This window comes from Variovorax sp. GW822-FHT04E09 (assembly GCF_058800845.1).
Genome location: NZ_JBXAMR010000006.1, coordinates 59,823 through 80,650, shown reverse-complemented (window position 1 = coordinate 80,650; position 20,828 = coordinate 59,823). Strand labels below are relative to the sequence as shown.

20 protein-coding genes are annotated in these 20,828 nt (G+C 67.9%); 7 read left to right on the top strand and 13 right to left on the bottom strand.

The window, feature by feature from the left end; genetic code table 11:
- Window positions 1-88: 88 nt before the first annotated feature.
- Entirely contained in the window at window positions 89-2,353 is a 2,265-nt protein-coding gene (locus AC1RL8_RS23130; RefSeq protein WP_492686787.1) for a heavy metal translocating P-type ATPase, read from the top strand.
- Window positions 2,354-2,365: 12 nt separating this feature from the next.
- On the opposite strand, the gene AC1RL8_RS23125 is transcribed toward AC1RL8_RS23130, so the two are convergent.
- The 4 genes from AC1RL8_RS23125 to AC1RL8_RS23110 form a co-directional block, all read right to left on the bottom strand.
- The gene (locus AC1RL8_RS23125; protein ID WP_492686788.1) at window positions 2,366-2,854 is read right to left on the bottom strand and encodes a GNAT family N-acetyltransferase; all 489 of its coding nucleotides are present in this window, start codon (window positions 2,852-2,854) and stop codon (window positions 2,366-2,368) included.
- Between the two features lie 95 nt (window positions 2,855-2,949).
- Window positions 2,950-4,242: a beta-ketoacyl-[acyl-carrier-protein] synthase family protein gene (locus AC1RL8_RS23120; RefSeq protein WP_492686789.1), complete on the bottom strand. Its 1,293-nt coding sequence runs from the start codon at window positions 4,240-4,242 to the stop codon at window positions 2,950-2,952.
- Window positions 4,239-4,526 carry a phosphopantetheine-binding protein gene (locus tag AC1RL8_RS23115; RefSeq protein WP_095948423.1) on the bottom strand — a complete coding sequence of 96 codons (288 nt, stop codon included), beginning with the start codon at window positions 4,524-4,526 and terminating at the stop codon, window positions 4,239-4,241. Before AC1RL8_RS23115 ends, AC1RL8_RS23120 begins: the two co-directional genes overlap by 4 nt.
- Window positions 4,527-4,543: 17 nt before the next feature.
- A complete protein-coding gene (locus tag AC1RL8_RS23110; protein WP_492686790.1) occupies window positions 4,544-5,425 on the bottom strand; it encodes an alpha/beta hydrolase in 882 nt (293 codons plus the stop codon).
- A gap of 114 nt (window positions 5,426-5,539) precedes the next feature.
- On the opposite strand from AC1RL8_RS23110, the gene AC1RL8_RS23105 reads away from it, so the two are divergent.
- On the top strand, window positions 5,540-6,229 hold the full coding sequence (locus tag AC1RL8_RS23105) for a response regulator transcription factor (RefSeq protein ID WP_056574813.1): 690 nt from the start codon (window positions 5,540-5,542) through the stop codon (window positions 6,227-6,229).
- Window positions 6,230-6,239: 10 nt separating this feature from the next.
- Window positions 6,240-7,628, top strand: coding sequence for a sensor histidine kinase (locus tag AC1RL8_RS23100; protein ID WP_492686791.1), 1,389 nt, complete (start codon window positions 6,240-6,242; stop codon window positions 7,626-7,628).
- Window positions 7,629-7,632: 4 nt separating this feature from the next.
- On the opposite strand, the gene AC1RL8_RS23095 is transcribed toward AC1RL8_RS23100, so the two are convergent.
- The 9 genes from AC1RL8_RS23095 to gstA form a co-directional block, all read right to left on the bottom strand.
- Window positions 7,633-8,109 carry a GNAT family N-acetyltransferase gene (locus AC1RL8_RS23095; RefSeq protein ID WP_492686792.1) on the bottom strand — a complete coding sequence of 159 codons (477 nt, stop codon included), beginning with the start codon at window positions 8,107-8,109 and terminating at the stop codon, window positions 7,633-7,635.
- Window positions 8,106-8,591, bottom strand: coding sequence for a RidA family protein (locus AC1RL8_RS23090; RefSeq protein WP_492686793.1), 486 nt, complete (start codon window positions 8,589-8,591; stop codon window positions 8,106-8,108). Before AC1RL8_RS23090 ends, AC1RL8_RS23095 begins: the two co-directional genes overlap by 4 nt.
- A 427-nt stretch (window positions 8,592-9,018) precedes the next feature.
- The gene (locus tag AC1RL8_RS23085; protein ID WP_492686794.1) at window positions 9,019-10,251 is read right to left on the bottom strand and encodes a pentapeptide repeat-containing protein; all 1,233 of its coding nucleotides are present in this window, start codon (window positions 10,249-10,251) and stop codon (window positions 9,019-9,021) included.
- Between the two features lie 7 nt (window positions 10,252-10,258).
- A complete protein-coding gene (locus AC1RL8_RS23080; protein ID WP_492686795.1) occupies window positions 10,259-11,335 on the bottom strand; it encodes a hypothetical protein in 1,077 nt (358 codons plus the stop codon).
- The gene (locus tag AC1RL8_RS23075) at window positions 11,332-12,003 is read right to left on the bottom strand and encodes a type VI secretion system Vgr family protein (RefSeq protein WP_492686796.1); all 672 of its coding nucleotides are present in this window, start codon (window positions 12,001-12,003) and stop codon (window positions 11,332-11,334) included. The genes AC1RL8_RS23080 and AC1RL8_RS23075 overlap by 4 nt, the downstream gene beginning before the upstream one ends.
- Window positions 12,004-12,143: 140 nt before the next feature.
- Entirely contained in the window at window positions 12,144-13,247 is a 1,104-nt protein-coding gene (locus AC1RL8_RS23070; protein WP_492686797.1) for an alkene reductase, read from the bottom strand.
- A gap of 83 nt (window positions 13,248-13,330) precedes the next feature.
- Window positions 13,331-15,154, bottom strand: coding sequence for an acyclic terpene utilization AtuA family protein (locus AC1RL8_RS23065; RefSeq protein ID WP_492686798.1), 1,824 nt, complete (start codon window positions 15,152-15,154; stop codon window positions 13,331-13,333).
- Window positions 15,151-15,951: an enoyl-CoA hydratase/isomerase family protein gene (locus tag AC1RL8_RS23060; protein WP_492686799.1), complete on the bottom strand. Its 801-nt coding sequence runs from the start codon at window positions 15,949-15,951 to the stop codon at window positions 15,151-15,153. The genes AC1RL8_RS23065 and AC1RL8_RS23060 overlap by 4 nt, the downstream gene beginning before the upstream one ends.
- A gap of 141 nt (window positions 15,952-16,092) precedes the next feature.
- On the bottom strand, window positions 16,093-16,701 hold the full coding sequence (gene gstA, locus AC1RL8_RS23055; RefSeq protein ID WP_062473773.1) for a glutathione transferase GstA: 609 nt from the start codon (window positions 16,699-16,701) through the stop codon (window positions 16,093-16,095).
- A 190-nt stretch (window positions 16,702-16,891) separates the two neighbouring features.
- Between gstA and AC1RL8_RS23050 the strand changes: the two genes are divergently transcribed.
- The 4 genes from AC1RL8_RS23050 to rsmG all read left to right on the top strand — a co-directional run bounded on the left by AC1RL8_RS23050 (window position 16,892) and on the right by rsmG (window position 20,785).
- Window positions 16,892-17,077: a DUF1328 family protein gene (locus AC1RL8_RS23050; protein ID WP_013538518.1), complete on the top strand. Its 186-nt coding sequence runs from the start codon at window positions 16,892-16,894 to the stop codon at window positions 17,075-17,077.
- The gene (locus AC1RL8_RS23045) at window positions 17,074-17,961 is read left to right on the top strand and encodes a transglutaminase-like domain-containing protein (protein ID WP_492686800.1); all 888 of its coding nucleotides are present in this window, start codon (window positions 17,074-17,076) and stop codon (window positions 17,959-17,961) included. The genes AC1RL8_RS23050 and AC1RL8_RS23045 overlap by 4 nt, the downstream gene beginning before the upstream one ends.
- 197 nt (window positions 17,962-18,158) lie before the next feature.
- Window positions 18,159-20,144: a tRNA uridine-5-carboxymethylaminomethyl(34) synthesis enzyme MnmG gene (mnmG, locus tag AC1RL8_RS23040; RefSeq protein ID WP_492686801.1), complete on the top strand. Its 1,986-nt coding sequence runs from the start codon at window positions 18,159-18,161 to the stop codon at window positions 20,142-20,144.
- On the top strand, window positions 20,141-20,785 hold the full coding sequence (gene rsmG / locus AC1RL8_RS23035) for a 16S rRNA (guanine(527)-N(7))-methyltransferase RsmG (protein WP_492686802.1): 645 nt from the start codon (window positions 20,141-20,143) through the stop codon (window positions 20,783-20,785). The genes mnmG and rsmG overlap by 4 nt, the downstream gene beginning before the upstream one ends.
- The last annotated feature ends 43 nt before the right edge of the window (window positions 20,786-20,828 follow it).

The following is a 20,828-nucleotide window of genomic DNA, read 5'->3' as shown; positions in this document are numbered from 1 at the left end:
AACCCTCTCACGATGTCAACGTCCAGCCAAGGGCTTTGAAGCCACCGCGCTTGACCTTGCCATGGTGTCAGGCTTTAGCCTCGGGACCATGGAACACATTCAGCCTCAACCTTCCGCGGCCGCCGCCACGCTGGACCTCTCGGTCGGCGGCATGACCTGCGCCTCGTGCGTGATGCGCGTGGAGCGCGCGCTCAAGAACGTGCCCGGCGTGCAGAACGTGAGCGTCAACCTCGCGACCGAGTCGGCCCGCATCGTGGCCACCGGCGGCGAGGACATGGCCCTGCTGCTGCGCCGCGCCGTGCGCGCCGCCGGCTACGAGCCGCGCGCCGAAAGCACCGCGCAGGACGAGGCCGCCGCGCTGTCGCCCTGGCACGGCTTCATGCCCGTGGCCATCGGCCTGGCGCTGTCGATTCCGCTGATGGCGCCGATGCTCGGCGACCTGATCGGCCAGAGCTGGATGCTGCCACCCTGGGTGCAGCTGCTGCTGGCCACGCCGGTGCAGTTCTGGCTCGGCGCGCGCTTCTACCGCGCGGGCTGGCATGCGGCCAAGGCCCGCACCGGCAACATGGACCTGCTGGTGGCGCTGGGCACCAGCGCGGCCTTCGGCCTGTCGCTGTGGCTGTGGTGGCGCGCCGCCACCGGCGAGCACGCGGGGCACGGCATGGTGCCGCACCTGTATTTCGAAGCCTCGGCGGTGGTGATCACGCTGGTGCTGCTGGGCAAGTGGCTCGAGGCGCGCGCCAAGCGCCAGGCCACCTCGGCGATCCGCGCGCTGCAGCAGCTGCGGCCCGAAGTGGCGCACCTGATCAACGCACGCGGCAAGGAAAGCGACGTGCCGCTGGCCGAGGTGATGGTCGGCGACCGCCTCGCCGTGCGCCCCGGTGAACGCGTGCCGGCCGATGCACGTGTGCTCGAAGGGCAGTCCGAGGTGGACGAATCGATGCTCACCGGCGAACCGCTGCCAGTGGCCAAGAATCCCGGCGACAACTTGACCGGTGGCGCAGTGAACGGTGATGGCCGCATGGTCATCGAGGTGCGCGCGGTCGGCGCCGAAAGCGTGCTGGCACGCATCATCCGGCTGGTCGAGGACGCGCAGGCCGCCAAGGCGCCGATCCAGCGCATGGTCGACCAGGTGGCTGCCGTGTTCGTGCCGGTGGTGCTGGTGATCGCGCTCGTCACCTTCGCGGGCTGGATGGTCGCGGGTGCCGGCGTCGAGACCGCGCTGATCCATGCGGTGGCGGTGCTGGTCATCGCCTGTCCCTGTGCGCTGGGCCTGGCGACGCCGGTGGCGGTGATGGCGGGCACGGGCGTGGCCGCGAAGCACGGCATCCTCATCAAGGACGCACGGGCTTTGGAAATTGCACACCGCGTCGACACCGTGGCTTTCGACAAGACCGGCACGCTGACGGTGGGCCGCCCCGTGCTCACGGCGCTGCTGCCCGCGGCGGGGGCGCTGGCGAAGGAGAACGACCTGCTCGCCACGGCCGCCAGCCTGCAAGGCGGCAGCGAACATCCGCTCGCACGCGCCGTGTTGTCTGCCGCTGCCGAACGCGGCGTACAGGCGCCGCCGCTCGGTGCGATGCAGGCGATGCCGGGTCGCGGCGTGCGCGGCGAAGTGAACGGCGCGACCTGGGCCATCGCCAGCCTGCGCTGGTGCCGCGAACTCGACGCGATGCCGGCCGAAGCCGACATCGAGCGCCTGCAGTCGCAGGGCGCCACGGTCTCCGCGCTGCTGCGCTTCGACGATGCCGGTTCCGCGCATGTGCAGGCGCTGTTGGCCTTCGCCGACGAGCCGAAGCCGCAAGCTGCCGAAGCGATCCGCACCTTGCGTGCGCGCGGCCTGCGCGTGGTGATGATCTCGGGCGACAACCTGCGCGCGGCGCAGGCGATGGCGGCCCGCCTGGGCATTCCAGCCGAGGACGTGCGCGCCGACGTGCTGCCGGCCGACAAGGCCGAGCAGGTGAGCGCGCTGCGAAAGAACGGCCACGTGGTCGCGATGGTCGGCGACGGCGCGAACGACGCGCCCGCATTGGCCGCAGCCGATGTGGGCATCGCGATGGCGCCGTCGGGCGGCGGCACCGACGTGGCGATGGAAGCGGCCGGCATCACGCTGATGCGCGGCGACCTCGCGCTCGTGGCCGAAGCGCTCGAGCTCTCGGGCCGCACGGTGGCGAAGATCCGGCAGAACCTGTTCTGGGCCTTTGCCTACAACGTGGCCGGCATTCCGCTCGCGGCTTTCGGTTTGCTGAGCCCGGTGGTGGCCGGCGCGGCGATGGCGTTGTCGAGCGTGAGCGTGATGGCCAATGCGCTGTTGCTGCGGCGATGGAAGCCCAAGCACCCACAACACCACTGACCGAACAGTGGATCAGTCGAACAGCAGCGCCATCAGGTGCTCGTCGATGAAGTCCGCTGCTCCGGCCCGGCGGTAGAACTGGCGCAGCGTGCCTTCCTGCACGAAGCCCAGCCGGGCATAGAAACGCAGGGCCGTGGCGTTGTCGCTCTCGGCCATCAGCTCGACGCGGCGAACGCCTTCGGCCTTCAGCCGCGCGAGCACGTCGGTCACCATGGTCTGTGCAATGCCACGGCCATGGAATGCGGGATCGACCGCGAGCGTGCCCAGGCTCGCCACATGCTGCGCACGGCCCGGGTAGCGTGTGACGCGGTAGAAGCCGGCGAGCTGGCCATCGACTTCGAAGATGAAGAAGCCACGGCTGTCGAGCAGGCCCTGGAAGATCGGGCGAAAGTCGTCGCGCGGCATCGGGTCGTAGCCCAGGTAGGGCACGACCCGCTCGTGCATGTAGAGATCGAAGACGGCGTCGAAGTCCGAGGGGACGGCAGGGCGGTGCAGGGGCATGTCGCGCTTCTTCTGGGAGGTCTGCGAGGCAGGATGCGGCCGAGCATAGCAAGGCGGTGCAGACGACCGCACCGCCTTTGTCCTCCCCCTGAAGCTCAACTCTCCGAGACGCGCCGGCTTGCCACGATCACCGCGTTGGTGCCGCCGAAGGCGAAAGAATTCGACAGCACATGGCGCAGCCCCCGCGCCTCGCGCGCCGCGCCGCGCACGAAGTCGACGTTGCCGAACGCGGCATCCGGCGTGTGCAGGTGGGCGATGGGCGGCAGGGTCTCGCGGGCCAGTGCGCGCAGTGCGGCCACGAGTTCGATGGCACCGCCGCCGCCCAGCACGTGGCCGTGGATCGCCTTGGTCGCGCTGACCGGTGCGGCGTTGCCGAACAGTTCACCGATCGACGCAGCCTCGGCGGCATCGCCCGCGCTCGTCGCCGTGCCGTGGGCGTTGATGTGGCCGATGTCCGAAGGCACGAGCCCGGCGTCGCGCAGCGCGGCACGCATCGCGCGCACCTGGCCGGCCGGGTCGGGGTGGGTGATGTGCGTGCCGTCGCAGTTGCTCGCGTAGCCGCTGAGCACAAAGGGTTGTGCGCCGGCGCCGCGCGCCCGCGCATGGGCTTCCGATTCGAGCACCAGCGCGGCCGCGCCCTCGCCGATGGCGAAGCCCGCGCGGTCGCCCGAGAACGGACGGCAGGCGGTGGCGGGCGCATCGGCCGGCGGCGGGGCCATGACGCGCATCGCGTGCCAGCTGGCCATCACGCCGGGCGTGAGCATGGCGTCGTGGCCGCCGACGATGGCGATGTCGATCCAGCCGCCACGGATGGCGCGCATGGCTTCGCCGATGGCCACCGCGGAGGAAGCACAGGCGCAGGCATAGGCCAGCGCCGCGCCGCGCGCGCCGAAGTGCAGCGCCAGTTCGGCGACTGCGGCGTTGGGCATCACGGTGAGCACGGTGGTGGGGCGCATGCGGCGCTGTTCGCCGTAGAGCGCGCGCGTGGTGGCGTCGAAGGTGCCGGCGCCGGCCAGGCCGCTGCCCCAGAAGATGCCGAGGCGGTCGCGGTCGAGGGCGTCGAGGTCCAGACCGGCATCGGCCGCAGCATCCTGCGCAGCGGCCAGGGCCATCGCGGTGCCACGGTCGAGCGGCAGGCGCGAGGCGCTGCGCACGCTGCTGGCATCGAAGTCGCAGGTGGCGGCGGCGATGGCCATCGGGTCCATGCCGGGAATCTCGAGGGTCTGCGCGCGCACCGCGGAGCGGCCGGCGAACAGTGCATCGTCGAAGGCTTCGATGCTGCGTCCGAGCGGCGTGATGAAACCGAGCCCGCTCACGTGCACGGGTGCGGCGGCGGTGTGGGCCGTGGCGGTGGCCGCCAGCACGGCATGGGCGGCGCCGCTGCTCATGCGGCCGCTGCCATGGGTTCGGCGCGTGCGGCGGCGGCTTCGCCTTCGGCATCGATCACCTCGCACAGCCGCTGCAGCGTGATGCCGGCTTCGCGCGGGTCGAGCCGGTCTTCGGGAATGCGCAGGTGGAAGGCGTCTTCCACGGCGAAGACGAACTCCATGAGCGCCAGCGAATCGAGGCCGAGGTCCGACAGCGCGGTGGCCGGCGAGATGGCCGTGCGCGCGACGCGGAAGTCGGTCTCGAGGATGGTGGCGATGCTGTTGAAGGTGGGAGAGGAAGACATGAGGAGGTTCCTTTCTTTCAGGCGTGAAGAGCAAGTCCGCGGACGCGGAACACGGGTTCGGGCACCGGGCCGTGGGCCACGGTCTCGGCGAAGGCGAGGGTCTCGCGCACCACCTGCTGGCGGTCGTTGTCGATGCTGATCATGTGGTAGCTGTTGTTCAACACCACGGTGCGCAGCGAGGCGCAGCGCAGCCCGCGCACCAGCAGGTCGAGGTTGGACAGGCTGGCGACCTCGTCCTCGCGCGCATGCAGCGCCAGCACCTGCTCGCACTGCACGTCATTCAGGCGCCGCCGCACGTGGCGGATCAGCCGGTCGTGCTCGCGCAGGTGACCCACGCCGATCACCGCGCTGCCGGCGCGCGAGACCTGGCGATGCCGCAGCTCGCGCTCGATCCAGGTGCGCACGCGCTCATTCTTCACGCCGTAGGGCGGGCGCTCGCGGTACTGCCAGAAGCGGCCCAGTGGCGTGTAGAAAGCCAGCGGCAGCAGGAAGCGCGTGCGCGGCACGGCCCAGCCGTCGAAGCGCAGCGTGGTCGACATGAGCACTAGCGCGTCCACCTCGCGGCCGCAGCGGATGGCGCCGCCCAGGGCCAGCGAGGCGCCGGCCGAGATGCCGACCAGCATCACGCGGTCGTGCGTGCGCCGCAGCGCCTTCACGTGCGCCTCGAGGGTGTCGAGCCAGCGCTCGAAGGGCGCGGCCTGCTGCAGCGGCGCGGCGGCGTCGAACGAGTAGCCGGCGATGCACAGCGGCTGCACCGCATACCCGTGGCGCTGCAGGGTCGATTGCACGGTCAGCAGCTCGTCAGGCGTGCTGCATAAACCATGCAGCAGAACCACCGCGGTGCGCTGCACGGCGGGGGACACCAGGCTCAAGGGATCGGAGGGATCGCGTGCACTCATCGGAAGGTGTGTCGTATGCTCATGTCGCGTTTATCGCGGTGAGCGACTGACCGGCCGCTGACGCATCCATCGCCAGGGCAGACCCACAAATCACCCACCACTCATTCACTCACCATGCGAATCCTGCTTGTGGAAGATGACACCGTGCTGCGCGACGTGATGCTGCGCAGCCTCGCCGACGCGGGCCACCGGGTCGACGTGTCGACCAACGTCGAGGATGCCGACCACCTGTGGCGCGTGCAGCCCTTCGATGCCGTGCTGCTCGACCTCAACCTGCCCGCCACCGCCAGCCCCACCAGCGGCCTGGCGAGCGGCCTCACGGCCTTGCGACAGGCGCGTGCGCGCGGCGACCGCACGCCGGTGCTCGTGCTCACGGCGCGCGGGCGCACCGAAGAGCGCATCGCCGGGCTCGACGCCGGCGCCGACGACTACCTGGGCAAGCCCTTCGACCTCGCCGAGGTGGAGGCGCGCCTGCGCGCGCTGGTGCGGCGCGCCAAGGGCACCGAAGACATCGTGGTGCTCGGCCAACTCAAGCTCGACCGCAAGGCGCGGCGCTTCGCGGTCGCGAACGCACCGCTCGACCTGCCGGCGCGCGAGTTCGAGGTGCTGTGGGAACTCATGAGCCCGCCGGGCCGCACGGTGAGCAAGCGGGCGCTGTCGGACAAGCTCTCGGGCTTTGACGAATCGCTGGGCGACAACGCGCTCGAGGCCTTCATCTCGCGCCTGCGCAAGAAGCTGCTCGGCTCGGGCGCGGGCATCCGCACGCTGCGCGGCATCGGCTACCTGCTCGAAGCCGAGGTGTGAGAAGCGACCCGTGAGCGAGGCCACCACCCCACCGGTCACGCGCACTGCACCTTCGCTCACGCGGCGCGTGCTGCGCAACGTGCTGGTGCCGCTGGCGCTGACCTGGATGGCCGGCGCGGTGATCGCACTCGTCATCGCCAACTATTTTTCGGAACAGGCCTTCGACCGCGGCATGCTCGACGACGCCTATGCGCTGTCGGCCAACGTGCAGGCCGGTGAACGCGGCATCGAGCTGCTGCTCACGCCGCGCGAGGTGGCGACCGTGCTGTTCGATCAGACCGACAAGGTCTACTTCTCGGTGCAGCGGCTCGACGGCACGCCCATCTCGGGCAGGGTCGACCTGAAGGCACCGCTGCCCGACGAAGGTTCTCGCTACCGTTTTTCCGACATCGACTACGACGGGAACGTGCTGCGTGCCGTCGTGCTCGATCACGACGCCGAACCCGGTCTGCACATGCCCTACCGCGTGATCGTGGCGCAGACCACGCTGAGCCGCGCCGCCCTGGTGCAGCGGCTGCTGTTCTATGCCATGGCGCCGCAGGTTCTGCTGCTCGTGCTGCTGGCCGTGTGGCTCTGGCACGGCATCCGACGCGATCTGCGACCGCTCGGCGAGCTGCAGCGCGCACTCGACACCCGCGATGTGCGCGACCTCTCGCCGGTGACCGTGGCGCAGACCTCGAAAGAATTGCAACGCCTGGGCGATGCCGTCAACGCGCTGTTCGATCGTCTGCGCCACAGCGTGCGTGCGCAGCGCGAGTTCGTGGGCAACGTGGCGCACGAGTTGCGCACGCCGCTCGCCGGCATTCGCGCGCTGGCCGAGTACGGGCTCGCGCAGCACGACACCGAGGTGTGGCGCGAACAGCTCACGCGCGTGTCCGAACGGCAGGCGCGCGCGAGCCACCTGATCGACCAGCTGCTCGCGCTGGCATTGGCCGACGAGGCGCGCACCGACCTGCAGCGTACGCCCGTGTCGCTCGACATGCTGGCCGAGCAGACCGTGCTGCGCCACCTCGCGCGCGCCGATGCGCGCGGCGTCGACCTGGGCGCGCGCGGCCTTGACGACGGCGTGACGGTGCTTGCGAACGAAGCGCTGGTGGAGGGCATCCTCGACAACCTGATCGACAACGCGCTGCGCTACGGCGGCCGCACCATCACCGTCGAACTCGCGGGCCGCACGCTGAGCGTGATCGACGACGGACCCGGCATTCCGCTCGAAGCGCAGCGCGACCTCATGCAACGCTGGGCGCAAGGCCCCGCGGGCCAGAAGCTGGGGCAGGGCGCGGGGCTGGGGCTGTCGATCGTGGCGCGCTATGCCGAGCTGTTGGGGGCCGAGCTGCGGCTCGATGCCGCGGAGCCCACGGGCCTGCGCGTGAGCGTGACCTTCGGGGACGACGCCTGACAGTTCACGCGCTTGTCAGTGGCTTGCGCAGATAGACGCGTGTGCGGCCGTCGAGCGATTCGCGCCGGTACTCGACATAACCGATGCGCTGGTAGAGCGCGAGGTTCTCGGTCATCTTCTCGTTCGTGAACAGGTAGATCGACGCGTGGCCCTGGCGCAGCGCTTCGCGCTCGGCCAGTTCGAGCAAGGCGCGACCCGCGCCGCTGCCCTGGTGGTCGGGGTGGACCGCGATCACGTCGATGAGGAAGCCTTCGTCGGTGACGTCGAGCAGCAGCGCCGCGCCGATCTGTTGCTCCGGCCGCTCGGCCACCCAGACCTGCAGGTGCGCGATGGCCTGCGCGTAGTCGCGCGTCATCGGCCGCGGCGTGAGGCCCAGGCGCGGGATGTAGGTGCGGAAGGCCTCGACCGCGCATGCGGTGACAGTCGCCACGTCGTCGGCGGTGGCGCGACGCAGGTGCCAGGGCGCAGCGTTGACGCTCACGCGTCGAACTCGACCTCGCCCTCGATCTCCACCGGGATGCCGAAAGGCAGCTCGGCCATGCCCACGGCGCTGCGCGCATGCGCGCCGACCTCGGGACCGAAGAGTTCGAGGATCAGGTCGGAAAACCCGTTGATGACCGCCGGCTGCTGCTGAAAGCCGGGCGCCGAGGCCACCATGCCGAACACGCGCGTCCATGCGGTGATGCGGTCCAGGTCACCGAGCGCGCGCTGCAGGCTGCCGAGCATCGCGAGGCCGGTGAGGCGCGCGGCGGCGTAGCCTTGGTCGACTGTCAGCTCTGCGCCGAGCTTGCCCAGCGGCGCAGCGATGCGGCCATCGGCCGTGAGCGGGCCGTGGCCCGAGACGATCGCGCGCCGGCCGATGAGGCGGACGAACTGGAAGGGGAGGATGACGCCGGGAGGTGGCGTCACGGCAGGAGGAAGGACGAGGCCCAGGGCGTGGAGGCGTTCGGCAATGCGCGTCATGGTGAAGATGCGTGCGGCAAATGACCAAGGGTACGCGCGGCGTGCTGCGAAGGCAATTTGGGCGTTTTGCGGCTCACGGCGGGGAGACACTGCCGTGGGTGCGGCCAAGAGCACCGGCTATCGAGTGCCCATCCAGTTGCTGCCGAGTGACAGGTCCTTGCTGAAGATCAGGAGGGTGCCCCAAAGAAGAAAAGAGGCACAAAGCAGGCAGATGATGAAGATCAGAGCGCCTGCGAAGCTCGCAAATCCTGTCTTGTCTCGTGCCATCTTGAACCCGAGCACGATGCCACCCACTAGCAACCCAAGAAGAAGCCATGGGATGCCGCATAGAAGAAGGAAAAATGGATCTGCAAAGCAGCCAGTCATGTCGGTTCGATGTGGCAGCCGTCGAGCTTGCACATGCCTATTCTTTTGGCGTGGGGGCGGTTCATTGCGGCAGCTTGATGTTGGAGCCGTCGAGCTTGAGACCGCTCAGCTTCTTCAGGTCGGTGCCACCGGTTTTCTTGAATTCATGGACCTGGGTGTTGGACAGGTCCAGGGTCAAGGCAAAGACGGCCGAACTCAGTTCCAGCTTGCCGATGCGGGCATCGTTCAAGCGCACGGAGTTCGCTTCGAATTCCTCCAGAAGCAGATGCGCCGCATGGGCGTACTGCAGGTCAAGCCGGGTGAACTTGCTCTTTCGAAAAACAAGGGACTCGGTATGTGGGCCGCCGCCGATGTCCACGAGGATGTTGTCGCCAAGGATGGAGGTGTTCTCGATCAGCACCTCCTGGGCGTCGTTGCTGGCGAGGCTGAAAGCGAACTTTTCGCCTGATGCGGGAGGCGTGAACTGGCTATCTCGCACGGTGAGGCGTTTGGCGCCTTTGACTATCGCCTCGACGGTGCCGCCACGCACTCGCTCCATCGAGAGTCCCTCCTTGATAGTGGCGCCGGTCAAGTCGAGTGTGTCGATGACGGTGTCACGGATGGTGAGAGATTGGATTGAACTCGCGACCATATTGAAGGTGCCGCGCAACTTACTACGTTCTATCAAAACCGGCGCATGCACATTGGCCACCTCTCTAGGGTCATGCTTGCTTGAAACGGCTTCGAACTCACAGTCCCGAATCATCAACTTGGTGAGTCCGCTCAAGTCAAACCATTTGCCCTTGCATCTCACGAACTCTGCTTCTCCATAGCCGCCCACTGCACCCCAGTGATTGCGGTTGCTGCTTGCTCCGACGAAATTGCATCCGTCGAAAACCAGGCGCTTGCTGTCCGAGTAGCCCATCACATAGGTTTCTCCACCAAAGGCACAGCGATGAAGGGTCACGTCCACCATGTCGCCAAAACCGTGGATGCCGACAAACTTGCAGTTCTCGAAAGTGCTCTTCTCGAGTCGATCGAGCTTGATTTCATAGGCACCCGCAAAGTCACAGTTCACGAATTTCACATGGCGCCAGACCAGTCCTTGAAGATTGAGTCCACTGAACTCCGCGCCTTCGATGGTCAGCAGCGTATCGCCCGTTTCACGAGTGCGTAAAGCCGGATCCTGCAGATAGCGGTAGATCCCGCTGAAATTTTTGATGTTGGATTTGCTACTCATGGAGCATCCGGTCAAAGGGAAAAAAAAGGAGGCTGCGGTCAAGCCGAAGGTAGAAAGGAAGTCGCGTCGTTGCATGGGCTATCTATCGCACGGGGTCCTTGTTGACCCAGATGGCGGACTTCTTGTCGACATATCCTTTGCTCAGGAAGTTGTCGGACAAGAAATCCCAATCCGGCACTTCCCCACGCTCTCCCATCGGTCGTCCGAAATGCCATACCGCGTTCTTCGGACGCGCCGGGTCCGACTTGTCCAGGCTGAACCCGCCCATGTTCACGTTGCCGTCGATGAGCGCGATGTCCAGAGGAAACACCCATGGGTCTGCATGGAGCACGTCTTTGGCCCAGTTCTCGCCTGCGTCGGTGGGGTTAGGCTCCTTCAGCGTCACTTCACAGAAGGCCTGAACCAGTCGCTGGCGGAGCGTCACGTACTCGGTATTGGGGTAGTTATCGACCACGGATCGGGGACTCCACGCCATTGCCAAGGCGCCGTTGGAACTCACAGTCTTGGAGCTCATCATCGACAACAGCATTGCCGTGTCTTCATCCTTGAAGCTCAGTGTGGTGCCTTTCAAGCTGGGCGTGATGGGATGCCAGGTCTTGGTTTCGCCGCGCGAACCGTTGGGACGCTTTGGGTTGTTCTTCTCGAACACCCACAACTTCACTTCTGTCACACACCCCAGCTTGCGCACTTGCTCGCTCAAGACCAGTTCCAGCTGACCGCTCTTGCCGAAGTACCCAGGCTTGAAGCGCAATGGCACATGGATGTTGCCTTTCCTGGGCAAGCCGCTCATGGCGTGCAGGTAGTCGAGTGCCACCGCCAACCGCGGCTTTTCATTGAAGCCCTTGCCCTGGAACTCGCTCTGGACATGACACCGATCGGTCTTCACCTGCCGGATCTCGCCCGTCGTGGGATCGAGCGCGGTCCCCGCGGGCGGCCGGCCGGTCCAGGCGCTGAGTTCGCCGTCCAGGTTTTGGTAGCCGATGGGCCCGCCACAACTGGAGACGATCAGCGCCGTCACGGTGTTCGGTTTGACTGTTTGCGTGTTGTGGATGCCGCCTTCGCTCCATTCGCTGAAGCTGGTGCCGCCGTTGATCGTGACCTTCTTCTTGGCGGTGATGTAGACCGTGTCTTCGGTGCTCACGACGTCGATGTCTTTCAAGGCCGTGGCCTCGATGGCGTCGCTTTGGGCTTCGATGCGGATTCCACATGCTCGTACAGCGGATCGCCAGCCGCATAGGCGCCCATGGCGTCCGAGAGCACCAGGCGGTGCTTACCGTCCGAGTGCTCGAAGTGGTAGCTGATGCCCCATTCCTGGCACAGGCGGGAGAAGAAGGCGAAGTCGCTCTCGTTGAACTGGGTCTGGTAGTCGCGCACGGGGTAGTGCTCGATCAGGCGCTTGTCCACGGGGAAGGCGTAGTCGCCCAGGAGTTCGTCCAGGATCTGAACGACGCTGAGGTTCTGGAAGATCCTGCAGTCGGTGCGCAGGGTGGCCAGGTGCAGCCAGGGGCGCAGGGTGAGCTTGTACTGGGCGTGGCGCCCTTCCTCGCCCCACAGGGCTGCGTCGGTGATCAGGGCGTTGAGCTGGCGAGGCGAAGAGCCATCGAGTTCGATCTCGCAGCTGATCTCCTGGCCGATGAAGGCATCCAGGTCGAAGTCGGCGCCGGAGGAGACGCCGGACAGAGCCAGCGCATCCGGGGTCTTGAGAAAGAGCTCGTAGGCAAAGAGGCTGTTGACCCCTTCATGTCCCGACAGCCGCACGGGCGCCAGTGCAGCCTGACCAAGAACAACAGGGATCGCAGCAGAAGAGACAGACAGCGTGCGCGGCATCGACGACTTCCTTGAGAGGAGGAGAGGTCGGCGCAGTCTGCAGGGACTGCGCGGCGCACACTGCGAACAATCGTCACCTCACGCGCTGCCCGCGAAAAAGGGCGGAGCAAGCGCGAAGAAGTTGACGCCGAAGGGCCGACTCAGCCCAACGCCGGATAGTCCGTATACCCCTTCATCCCACCCCCATACATCGTGGCCTTGTCCAGCTCGTTCAGCGGCGCGTGCTCGCGCAGGCGGCGCACCAGGTCGGGGTTCGAGATGAAGGGCTTGCCGAAGGCCACGAGGTCGTCGCCTTCCTTCACGGCTTCTTCGGCCAGGGGGCGGTCGTAGCCGTTGTTGACCATCCAGGCGGCCTTGCCGCCGGCGGCGCGGTAGGCGGCCTTGAGGGCTTCGTAGTCGAAGGGGCGGTCGGCGATTTCGCGCGGGCCGCCGGTGGCGCCTTCGATGATGTGGATGTAGGCCAGGTTCAGCGGCGCGAGCTGCTGCACGACATAGGTGAACAGCGGCTGCGGGTCGCTGTCGTGCGCGTCGTTGGCGGGCGTGACGGGCGACAGGCGGATGCCGGTCTTGCCGCCGCCGACGGCGTCGACCACGGCGCGCGTGGACTCGAGCAGCAGGCGCGCGCGGTTCTTGATGGCGCCGCCGTAGTCGTCGGTGCGTTTGTTGCTGCCGTCTTTCAGGAACTGGTCGAGCAGGTAGCCGTTGGCGCCGTGCAGTTCCACGCCGTCGAAGCCCGCGGTCTCGACGGCGTTGCGTGCGGCCGCGGCATAGGCGTGGACGATGCCGGGCAGCTCGGCCGCGTCGAGTGCGCGCGGCTCCGACGTTTCGACGAAGGTGGGCACGCCGTCCTTGATGAGCACGGTCTTGGTCTTGGCGGTGATGGCCGAGGGCGCGACGGGCTTGCCGCCACCGGGTTGCAGTTCGGTGTGCGAGACGCGGCCCACGTGCCACAGCTGCACGATGATCTTGCCGCCCTCGGCGTGCACGGCGTCGGTCACGCGCTTCCAGGCGTCGAGCTGCTCGGTGCCGTAGAGGCCGGGCACGTCGGCGTAGCCCTGGCCCTGGTGGCTGATGGCGGTGGCTTCGGTGATGAGCAGGCCGGCGCTGGCGCGCTGGGCGTAGTAGGTGGCGGCGATGTCGGGCGGGATCGCGTTGGGCGAGCGGTTGCGCGTGAGCGGCGCCATCACGATGCGGTTGGCGAGCTGGAGGTCGCCGGCCTGGACGGGGTCGAAAAGGGTGGACATCGCGAGTGGAGGCAGAGTTGAAACAGGCGCAAGGCTAAGCCGCCCGTCTCAACCCTGCTGTCGCACGGTTGTCCCGATTGGTGCTAAGGAAGCAACCGCGCCAGCAGTGCCGGGCTCACGCGCACGGGCAGCGCCAGCAGGATCTGTCCCATGCCCTTGCCGAGCGGGTCGTTGCGCAGAGAGGCCATGCCGCCGCCGCCCAGCGCCTGCTCGCAGACGAAGTTGAAGGCGTGGATGCCGGGCACCTCGTGGCGCGTGACGCGGCCCTGCACCAGGTGCGCGAGCCATGCGGCCACGCGCGCCTCGGTGAGTTGCGCGCGCAGCAGCGGCAGCAGTTCGGGATGGCGCGCGATGACGCCGATGTTCGAGGTGTCTCCCTTGTCGCCGCTGCGGGCCCACGCGAGGCGGATCAGCGGGACTTCGATGGCATCGTCGCCGGGCGTGGCAAGAGGCAGTGCATCGTTGGTGCGCACGGCGGGCGGGTCGTCGCTGGTGGCGTGCGTCGCGGGCACATCGACGGCCTGCCCATCGACGCGCACCTGCGGGCTCACGCGCGCCTTGTCGAGGAGGAATGCGTACTGCCGGATCGACGGCGACACCGAGGCGCGCCCGCCGCCCGCGCCCGTGGTGCCGGGCGCCCACGAGGTGCCGGCCGGCGCGACCTCGCGCGCGAACAGCTCCAGCGCGTCCTTGCGCGGATGCGTCACGGCGAGCCGCAGCACGGCCTCGCGGATCTGCTGTGCCTGCGTCTGCGCATGCGGGCCGTAGCAGGACTCGGCGCCGAGCACTTCGAGCTGCGTGCCGCTGTAGGGCCCGAGGCCCTGCCGCGCAAAGAGGGCGCCGGTGCGCGCGAGGATCGCCTCGCCGGTGCGCCGCGCCTTGGCCACCGCGTCGAAGCCGACGATCGTGAGCTGCGCCGCGGTCTTGAAGCCGTCGACGTAGGTGGCGCAGACCTTGTAGCTGCCGGTGGGTGCGCGGCCGCGCGCGCCGTGCACGCGCACGCGGTGTTCGCCCGCCTGTTCGATGCGCACCTTCGTGAAGTCGGCCACCACGTCTGGCAGCAGGTAGGCGGCGGGGTCGCCGATTTCGTAGAGCATCTGCTCGCCGACCACGGCGGGCGTGAGCTTGCCGCCGGTGCCCGCGGGCTTGGTGACGACGAAGCTGCCGTCCGCGCTGCATTCGACGATGGGGTAGCCGATGTTCGGCCAGTCGGACACGGTGTCCCAGTCGGTGTGCAGGCCGCCGGTGGCCTGGCAGCCGCACTCGATGATGTGGCCCGCGAGGCTGCCCGCGGCGAGCAGGTCGTGGTCGCCGGGCTGCCATTGGAATTCGTGCATGAGCACGCCGAGCGTGACGGCCGAGTCGACGCAGCGGCCGGTGATGACGACCTGCGCGCCCGCGTCGAGCGCGGCCTGGACCGGGCGCGCGCCCAGGTAGGCGTTGGCGCTGAGCACGCGCTCGGGCAGCGGCGCGCCGCTCTGCAGTTCGCGCACGGGCGGTTGCGAGGCGCGCAGCTCGGGCAGCAGCGGCGACACGTCGTCACCGCTCACCACGGCGATCTTCAGCGAGACGCCTTGCTCGGCGGCCAGTGCCGCGAGCGCATCGGCGCAGCCTTGCGGATTGACGCCGCCCGCATTGCTCACGACGCGGATGCCCTGTGTCACGACGTCTTTCAGCACGGCCTTCATCGCGACGGAGACGAAGTCGGTCGCGTAGCCCAGCTCGGGCTTCTTGAGTCGCGCGCCCGCGAGGATCGACATGGTGAGTTCGGCGAGGTAGTCGAACACGAGGTAGTCGATCTGCCCGCTGGCCACGAGCTGCGGCGCGCCCACGCTGCTGTCGCCCCAGAAGCCGGAGGCGCCGCCGATGCGGACGACGCGATTGCTGTTGTGGTTGCTGCTGTTCATCGGCCACTCCATTGCGGTTTGCGCTTCTCGCGGAAGGCGAGCTGGCCTTCGGCCGCGTCTTCGGTGAGCGCGAACAGGCCGATCTGGCTTTCGGTGAAGGCCATCGATTCCTCGAAGGCCATGGCCTCGATCTTCTTCATCGTGTACAGGCCGCGGCGGATGGCGGCGGGCGACTTGTCGAGCAGGCGACCCAGCAGCCAGTCGACGCTCTCGTCGACGTCGTCGCTCACGCGGTTGATGAGCTTCAGCTCGAGCGCCTGCGCGGCGTCGATCGGTTCGCCGGTGATGCACATCTCGGCCAGCACGCGGCGCGGCAGCAGGCCGCCGAGCACGCTGAGCACCTGCGCGGGAAACACGCCGACCTTCACCTCGGGCAGGCCGAACACGGCCTGGCGGCTGGCCACGGCCAAGTCGCACATCGCCATGAGGCCCATGCCGCCCGCCATGCAGGCGCCGTTGACGCGCGCGATCAGCGGCACGGTCGATTGCCGCGCCTGGCGAAAGAGGTTGGCCATGCCCTGATAGGGCGCGGCGTAGTCGAACTTGAAGGAGGTGCCGCTCTGCAGGTCGGCGCCGGCGCAGAAGGCGCGCGTGCCGGCGCCGGTGAGGACCACGGCGCGCACGGCGGTGTCGCGGTTGGCGCGTGCCAGCGCATCGGACAGGCCCTCGAGCACGGCCGCGTTGATGGCGTTGCGGCGTTCCTGGCGATCGATGGTGAGCCACATGACGGGCCCGCGCATCTCTTCGCGCAGCTCGACGGGGGACGGGGAAGAAGGAGGGGGAGGGGATTCGGACATGGGCGGCTCGGCTTCCTGGTGACGGATGCCGTAGCGTCGCCCGAAAAAAAAGCCGCGGCATGCGGCTTGTGGCTGCGGTGATCCGGGTTTTCCCTGGGGTGGCCCGGATCGTCGCTGGCGTCGCGTTCTGCGCGCTTCGGCTTACTTCAGCAGGCCTTCGGCCTTCATCGCTTCCTGAACGGCGGGGCGGGCGGCCACGCGAGCGTGCCAGGCCAGCACGTTGGGGAAGTCCGAGATGTCCACGCCGGTGGGCTTGGTCCAGTTGGTGACGGTGAACAGGTAGCCGTCGGCCACGCTGAAATGCTCGCCCATCAGGTACTGCTTGGCGGAGAGTTCGCCGTCGAGCCACTGGAAGCGGGCCTTGAGCTTGTCCTTGGAGATGGACTTGGCTTCCTCGGGCATGGCCGGGTTGAACAGCGGGCTGAAGCCCTTGTGCATCTCGGTGCCGATGAAGGTCAGCCATTCCTGCAGGCGGTAGCGCGGCATGGTGCCGTTGGCGGGCGCGAGGTTCTTGGTGGGGGCGAGGTCGGCAATGTATTGCACGATGGCCGGGCCTTCGCGCAGGCGGGTGCCGTCGTCGAGCTCGAGCATCGGCACGTAGCCCAGCGGGTTGATGCCGTAGTAGTCGGTGCCGTCCTGCAGCTTGTGGCTCTTGGTGCTGGCCAGCACGGGCTCGAAGGCGATGCCCGCTTCGTGCAGCGCGATGTGGGGGGAGAGCGAGCAGGCGCCGGGCGAGTAGTACAGCTTCATTCGAAAAAACTCCAATGGATAGAAGGAAAAGATCTGTGCGACCGAAAGGGATGCTAGCGGGTTTGGCTGCATCGCGTTTTTGTCCTACGGTGGCTCGCGCGTGCCGACTATCGGGTGGTGCGGCGGGGCTTCCTACAGTCCGGACACGGCGGCGCATGCCCGCTGCAAAGCAACCAAGGAGTGGTTCACCATGCTCAAGTACGCGATCATTTTTGCGGTCATCTCGCTCGTGGCGGGTCTGCTGGGCTTCGGCGGCGTGGCGGCCGGCGCGGCGGGCATCGCCAAGCTGCTGTTCGGCCTGTTCCTCGTGCTGGCGGTGCTGTTCGTGGTGCTGGCCGCACTTGGCGTGGGCGCGGTGAAGAAGGCGCTCGATTGACCGCCTTGCCCCATGCCATGCACCTGTCGCACGTCGACCTGCGCCTGGACTACGAGGTGGACGCCCCGGCGCACCTGCGGCTGAACATCGAGGCCGCGCGCACGGGCGCGCAGGCGGTGCTGGCCGAGACGCTCACCATCGAGCCGCCCGCGCGGCTGCGGGTGGGCTGCGAGGCCGACAGCGGCAACCGCTTCGTGCGCTTCGACGCGGCGCCCGGGCCGCTGACCATCGCCTACCGCGCGACGGTGCGGCGCCCGGTGGTGCATGTGCCGGCCACCTTGCCCGAGGTGCCGGTGAGCCAGCTGCCCGACGCGGTGCTGGGCGACCTGCTGCCCACGCGCTATTGCGAGTCGGACCTGCTGGCGCGCTGCGCGCAGCAGCTCTTCGGCGACCTGCCGCCGGGCATCGGCCGCGTGCAGGCGATTGCCGACTGGATCCACGACAGCATCGTCTACGTGCCGGGCAGCAGCGACTCGACCACCACCGCGCGCGAAGTGTTCGTGCAGCGCGCCGGCGTGTGCCGCGACTTCGCGCACCTGGGCATCACCTTCTGCCGCGCGCTCAACATTCCGGCGCGGCTGGTGGTGGGCTACGTGTGGTTCGACGAACCGCCGCAAGACTTCCATGCCGTGTTCGAAGCCTGGCTCGGCGGGCAGTGGGTGCTGTTCGATCCGACGCGCATGGCGCCCGTCGACCGGCTGGTGCGCGTGGGCACGGGGCGCGACGCGAAGGACGTGGCCTTCTCCACGATCTTCGGCGCGGTGCGCATGACCGACAAGAAGCTCGCCGTGCGCGAATTGCAGGACGAGCGGGCCATTGCGCCGCGCACGCCGGCGCCCAGCGGCGAGCTGCGGGGCATCGAGAAGCCCGAACCGGTGCTCTGACCCTCCCAAGTGACCGCCCGATGCGGGTTGTTTGCTATTAAATATGTAGCAAACTGCGCAATGCCGACAAGGCTCCAGGCCGATTTTGGCGCGGCTCCCTAGCTTGTCCACACAGGGGTTGCGGCAGGGCATCGCCGCTTAAAATTAGTGCCCTTTTTTGCGCCGCGCACGCGTCTGTGGTGCGCCCCCTTTTTCCAATGCTGTACCCCGAAGAATTCGATGTGATCGTCGTCGGCGGTGGCCATGCCGGCACCGAAGCCGCGCTCGCTTCCGCACGCATGGGCGCCAAGACGCTGCTGCTCTCCCACAACATCGAGACGCTGGGGCAGATGAGCTGCAACCCGTCGATCGGCGGCATCGGCAAGGGCCACCTCGTGAAGGAGGTCGACGCGCTCGGCGGCGCGATGGCCATTGCCACGGACGAGGCGGGCATCCAGTTCCGCATCCTCAATTCGAGCAAGGGCCCGGCCGTGCGCGCCACGCGTGCGCAGGCCGACCGCGTGCTGTACAAGGCCGCGATCCGCCACCGCCTGGAAAACCAGCCGAACCTGAGCCTGTTCCAGCAAGCCGTCGACGACCTGATGATCGAAGGCGATCGCGTGGTCGGCGCCGTCACGCAGGTGGGCATTTCTTTCCGCGCACGCACCGTGGTGCTGACCGCGGGCACTTTTCTCGACGGCCGCATCCACGTCGGCTTGGACAACTACCAAGCCGGCCGCGCGGGCGACCCGCCGGCCATCAGCCTGTCGGCGCGCCTGAAGGAACTCAAGCTGCCGCAGGGCCGCCTGAAGACCGGCACGCCGCCGCGCCTGGACGGTCGCAGCATCGACTTCTCGAAGTGCACCGAACAACCCGGCGACGGCATGCCCGGTGGGGCAGGGCCGATGCCGGTGTTCAGCTTCATGGGCAAGGTCGAGATGCACCCGCGGCAGATGCCGTGCTGGGTGACGCACACCAACCAGCGCACGCACGACATCATCCGCTCGGGCTTCGACCGCAGCCCGATGTTCACCGGCAAGATCGACGGCGTCGGTCCGCGCTACTGCCCGAGCGTCGAAGACAAGATCAACCGCTTTGCCGACAAGGACAGCCACCAGATCTTCCTGGAGCCCGAAGGCCTGACGACCAACGAGTACTACCCGAACGGGATCTCGACCAGCCTGCCGTTCGACATCCAGTACCAGCTGGTGCGCTCGATGCCGGGCCTGGAAAACGCCCACATCCTGCGCCCGGGCTACGCCATCGAGTACGACTACTTCGATCCGCGCGAGCTCAAGAGCAGCTTCGAGACCCGTGCGATCCGCGGCCTGTTCTTTGCCGGACAGATCAACGGCACCACCGGCTACGAAGAAGCGGCGGCCCAGGGCCTGTTCGCCGGCATCAACGCCGCGCTGCAGTGCCGTGGCGAAGATGCCTGGCTGCCGCGCCGCGACGAGGCCTACCTCGGCGTGCTGGTCGACGACCTGATCACCAAGGGCGTGACCGAGCCGTACCGCATGTTCACCAGCCGCGCCGAGTTCCGGCTGCAGCTGCGCGAGGACAACGCCGACATGCGCCTGACCGAAGCAGGGCGCAAGCTGGGCCTGGTGGACGACGCGCGTTGGGACGCTTTCAGCCGCAAGCGCGACGCTGTTTCACGTGAAACAGAGCGGCTCAAGTCGATCTGGGTGAACCCGCGCAACCTGCCGGCGACCGAGTCGGCCCGGGTGCTGGGCAAGGCCATCGAGCACGAATACAACCTGGCCGACCTGCTGCGCCGGCCCGACGTCAACTACGAAACCCTGATGTCGCTGGACGGCGGCAAGTACGGCCCGTCGTCGGCGCTGAGCGCTTCCGAGATCGAGCAGATCGAGATCTCGGCCAAGTACTCCGGCTACATCGAGCGCCAGCACGACGAGGTGGAGCGCGCCGCCCACTTCGAGAACCTGAAGCTGCCGGCCGACTTCGACTACGGCCAGGTCAAGGCCCTGAGCTTCGAGGTGCGCCAGAAGCTGGACAAGCACCGGCCTGAAACGCTGGGGCTGGCATCGCGCATCTCGGGCGTCACGCCCGCCGCGATCTCGCTGCTGATGATTCACCTGCGCAAGGGCGGGCACAAGGCCTTCGCCCGCGACGCCGCCGATACCGCCACAGCCACAGAAACCACCGAAGCTGCTGCCACCGAGCCGCACACCGCACCATGAGCGCGACGCCCCTCGACACGCTGCGCGCAGGCGCAGCCGCCCTGGGCGTGGCCCTGTCCGACACGCAGGGCGAACAGCTGCTGGCCTACGGCACGCTGATGCTCAAGTGGAACAAGGTCTACAACCTGACGGCCGTGCGCGACCCGGCCGGCGTCATGACGCACCACCTGCTCGACAGCCTCGCGGCCGTCGCACCGCTGCAGCGCGAGTGGGCAGGGAAGGGCAGGCTGCTCGACGTCGGCTCCGGCGGCGGTCTGCCGGGCGTGGTGATCGCCATCATGCGGCCCGACATCGAGGTCAGCTGCCTCGATGCGGTCGCCAAGAAGGCGGCCTTCGTGCAGCAGGTGGCGGCCGAGCTGGAGCTGCCGAACCTGCGCGGCCTGCATGCGCGGGTCGAATCGCTGGCCGGCAGCTACGAGGTGATCAGCTCGCGCGCCTTCGCGTCGCTGCCCGATTTCTTCAACGGCTCGGTGCACCTGCTGACACCGGGCGGCGTCTGGCTGGCCATGAAGGGCAAGGTGCCGACCGACGAACTGGCCGTCTTGCCGGCCGGCGTTGCAGTGTTTCACGTGGAACAACTGACGGTGCCGGGCCTGGACGCCGAGCGCTGCATCGTCTGGGCGCGCAAAGAGGCCGCCTGATTTCGTAAAAGATGCGACGGCGCCGGCAAAAGCCGGTGCCGGA

Bases quoted from the DNA above. Each gene is read 5' to 3' on its own strand.
- AC1RL8_RS23125 (WP_492686788.1), bottom strand. From the start codon at position 2,854: ATGCCCCTGCACCGCCCTGCCGTCCCCTCGGACTTCGACGCCGTCTTC.
- AC1RL8_RS23115 (WP_095948423.1), bottom strand. From the start codon at position 4,526: ATGTCTTCCTCTCCCACCTTCAACAGCATCGCCACCATCCTCGAGACC.
- mnmG (WP_492686801.1), top strand. From the start codon at position 18,159: ATGCTGTACCCCGAAGAATTCGATGTGATCGTCGTCGGCGGTGGCCAT.
- gstA (WP_062473773.1), bottom strand. From the start codon at position 16,701: ATGAAGCTGTACTACTCGCCCGGCGCCTGCTCGCTCTCCCCCCACATC.
- AC1RL8_RS23065 (WP_492686798.1), bottom strand. From the start codon at position 15,154: ATGAACAGCAGCAACCACAACAGCAATCGCGTCGTCCGCATCGGCGGC.
- AC1RL8_RS23120 (WP_492686789.1), bottom strand. From the start codon at position 4,242: ATGAGCAGCGGCGCCGCCCATGCCGTGCTGGCGGCCACCGCCACGGCC.
- AC1RL8_RS23070 (WP_492686797.1), bottom strand. From the start codon at position 13,247: ATGTCCACCCTTTTCGACCCCGTCCAGGCCGGCGACCTCCAGCTCGCC.
- AC1RL8_RS23090 (WP_492686793.1), bottom strand. From the start codon at position 8,591: ATGACGCGCATTGCCGAACGCCTCCACGCCCTGGGCCTCGTCCTTCCT.
- AC1RL8_RS23110 (WP_492686790.1), bottom strand. From the start codon at position 5,425: ATGAGTGCACGCGATCCCTCCGATCCCTTGAGCCTGGTGTCCCCCGCC.
- AC1RL8_RS23060 (WP_492686799.1), bottom strand. From the start codon at position 15,951: ATGTCCGAATCCCCTCCCCCTCCTTCTTCCCCGTCCCCCGTCGAGCTG.
- rsmG (WP_492686802.1), top strand. From the start codon at position 20,141: ATGAGCGCGACGCCCCTCGACACGCTGCGCGCAGGCGCAGCCGCCCTG.
- AC1RL8_RS23050 (WP_013538518.1), top strand. From the start codon at position 16,892: ATGCTCAAGTACGCGATCATTTTTGCGGTCATCTCGCTCGTGGCGGGT.
- AC1RL8_RS23105 (WP_056574813.1), top strand. From the start codon at position 5,540: ATGCGAATCCTGCTTGTGGAAGATGACACCGTGCTGCGCGACGTGATG.
- AC1RL8_RS23075 (WP_492686796.1), bottom strand. From the start codon at position 12,003: ATGCCGCGCACGCTGTCTGTCTCTTCTGCTGCGATCCCTGTTGTTCTT.
- AC1RL8_RS23130 (WP_492686787.1), top strand. From the start codon at position 89: ATGGAACACATTCAGCCTCAACCTTCCGCGGCCGCCGCCACGCTGGAC.
- AC1RL8_RS23085 (WP_492686794.1), bottom strand. From the start codon at position 10,251: ATGCAACGACGCGACTTCCTTTCTACCTTCGGCTTGACCGCAGCCTCC.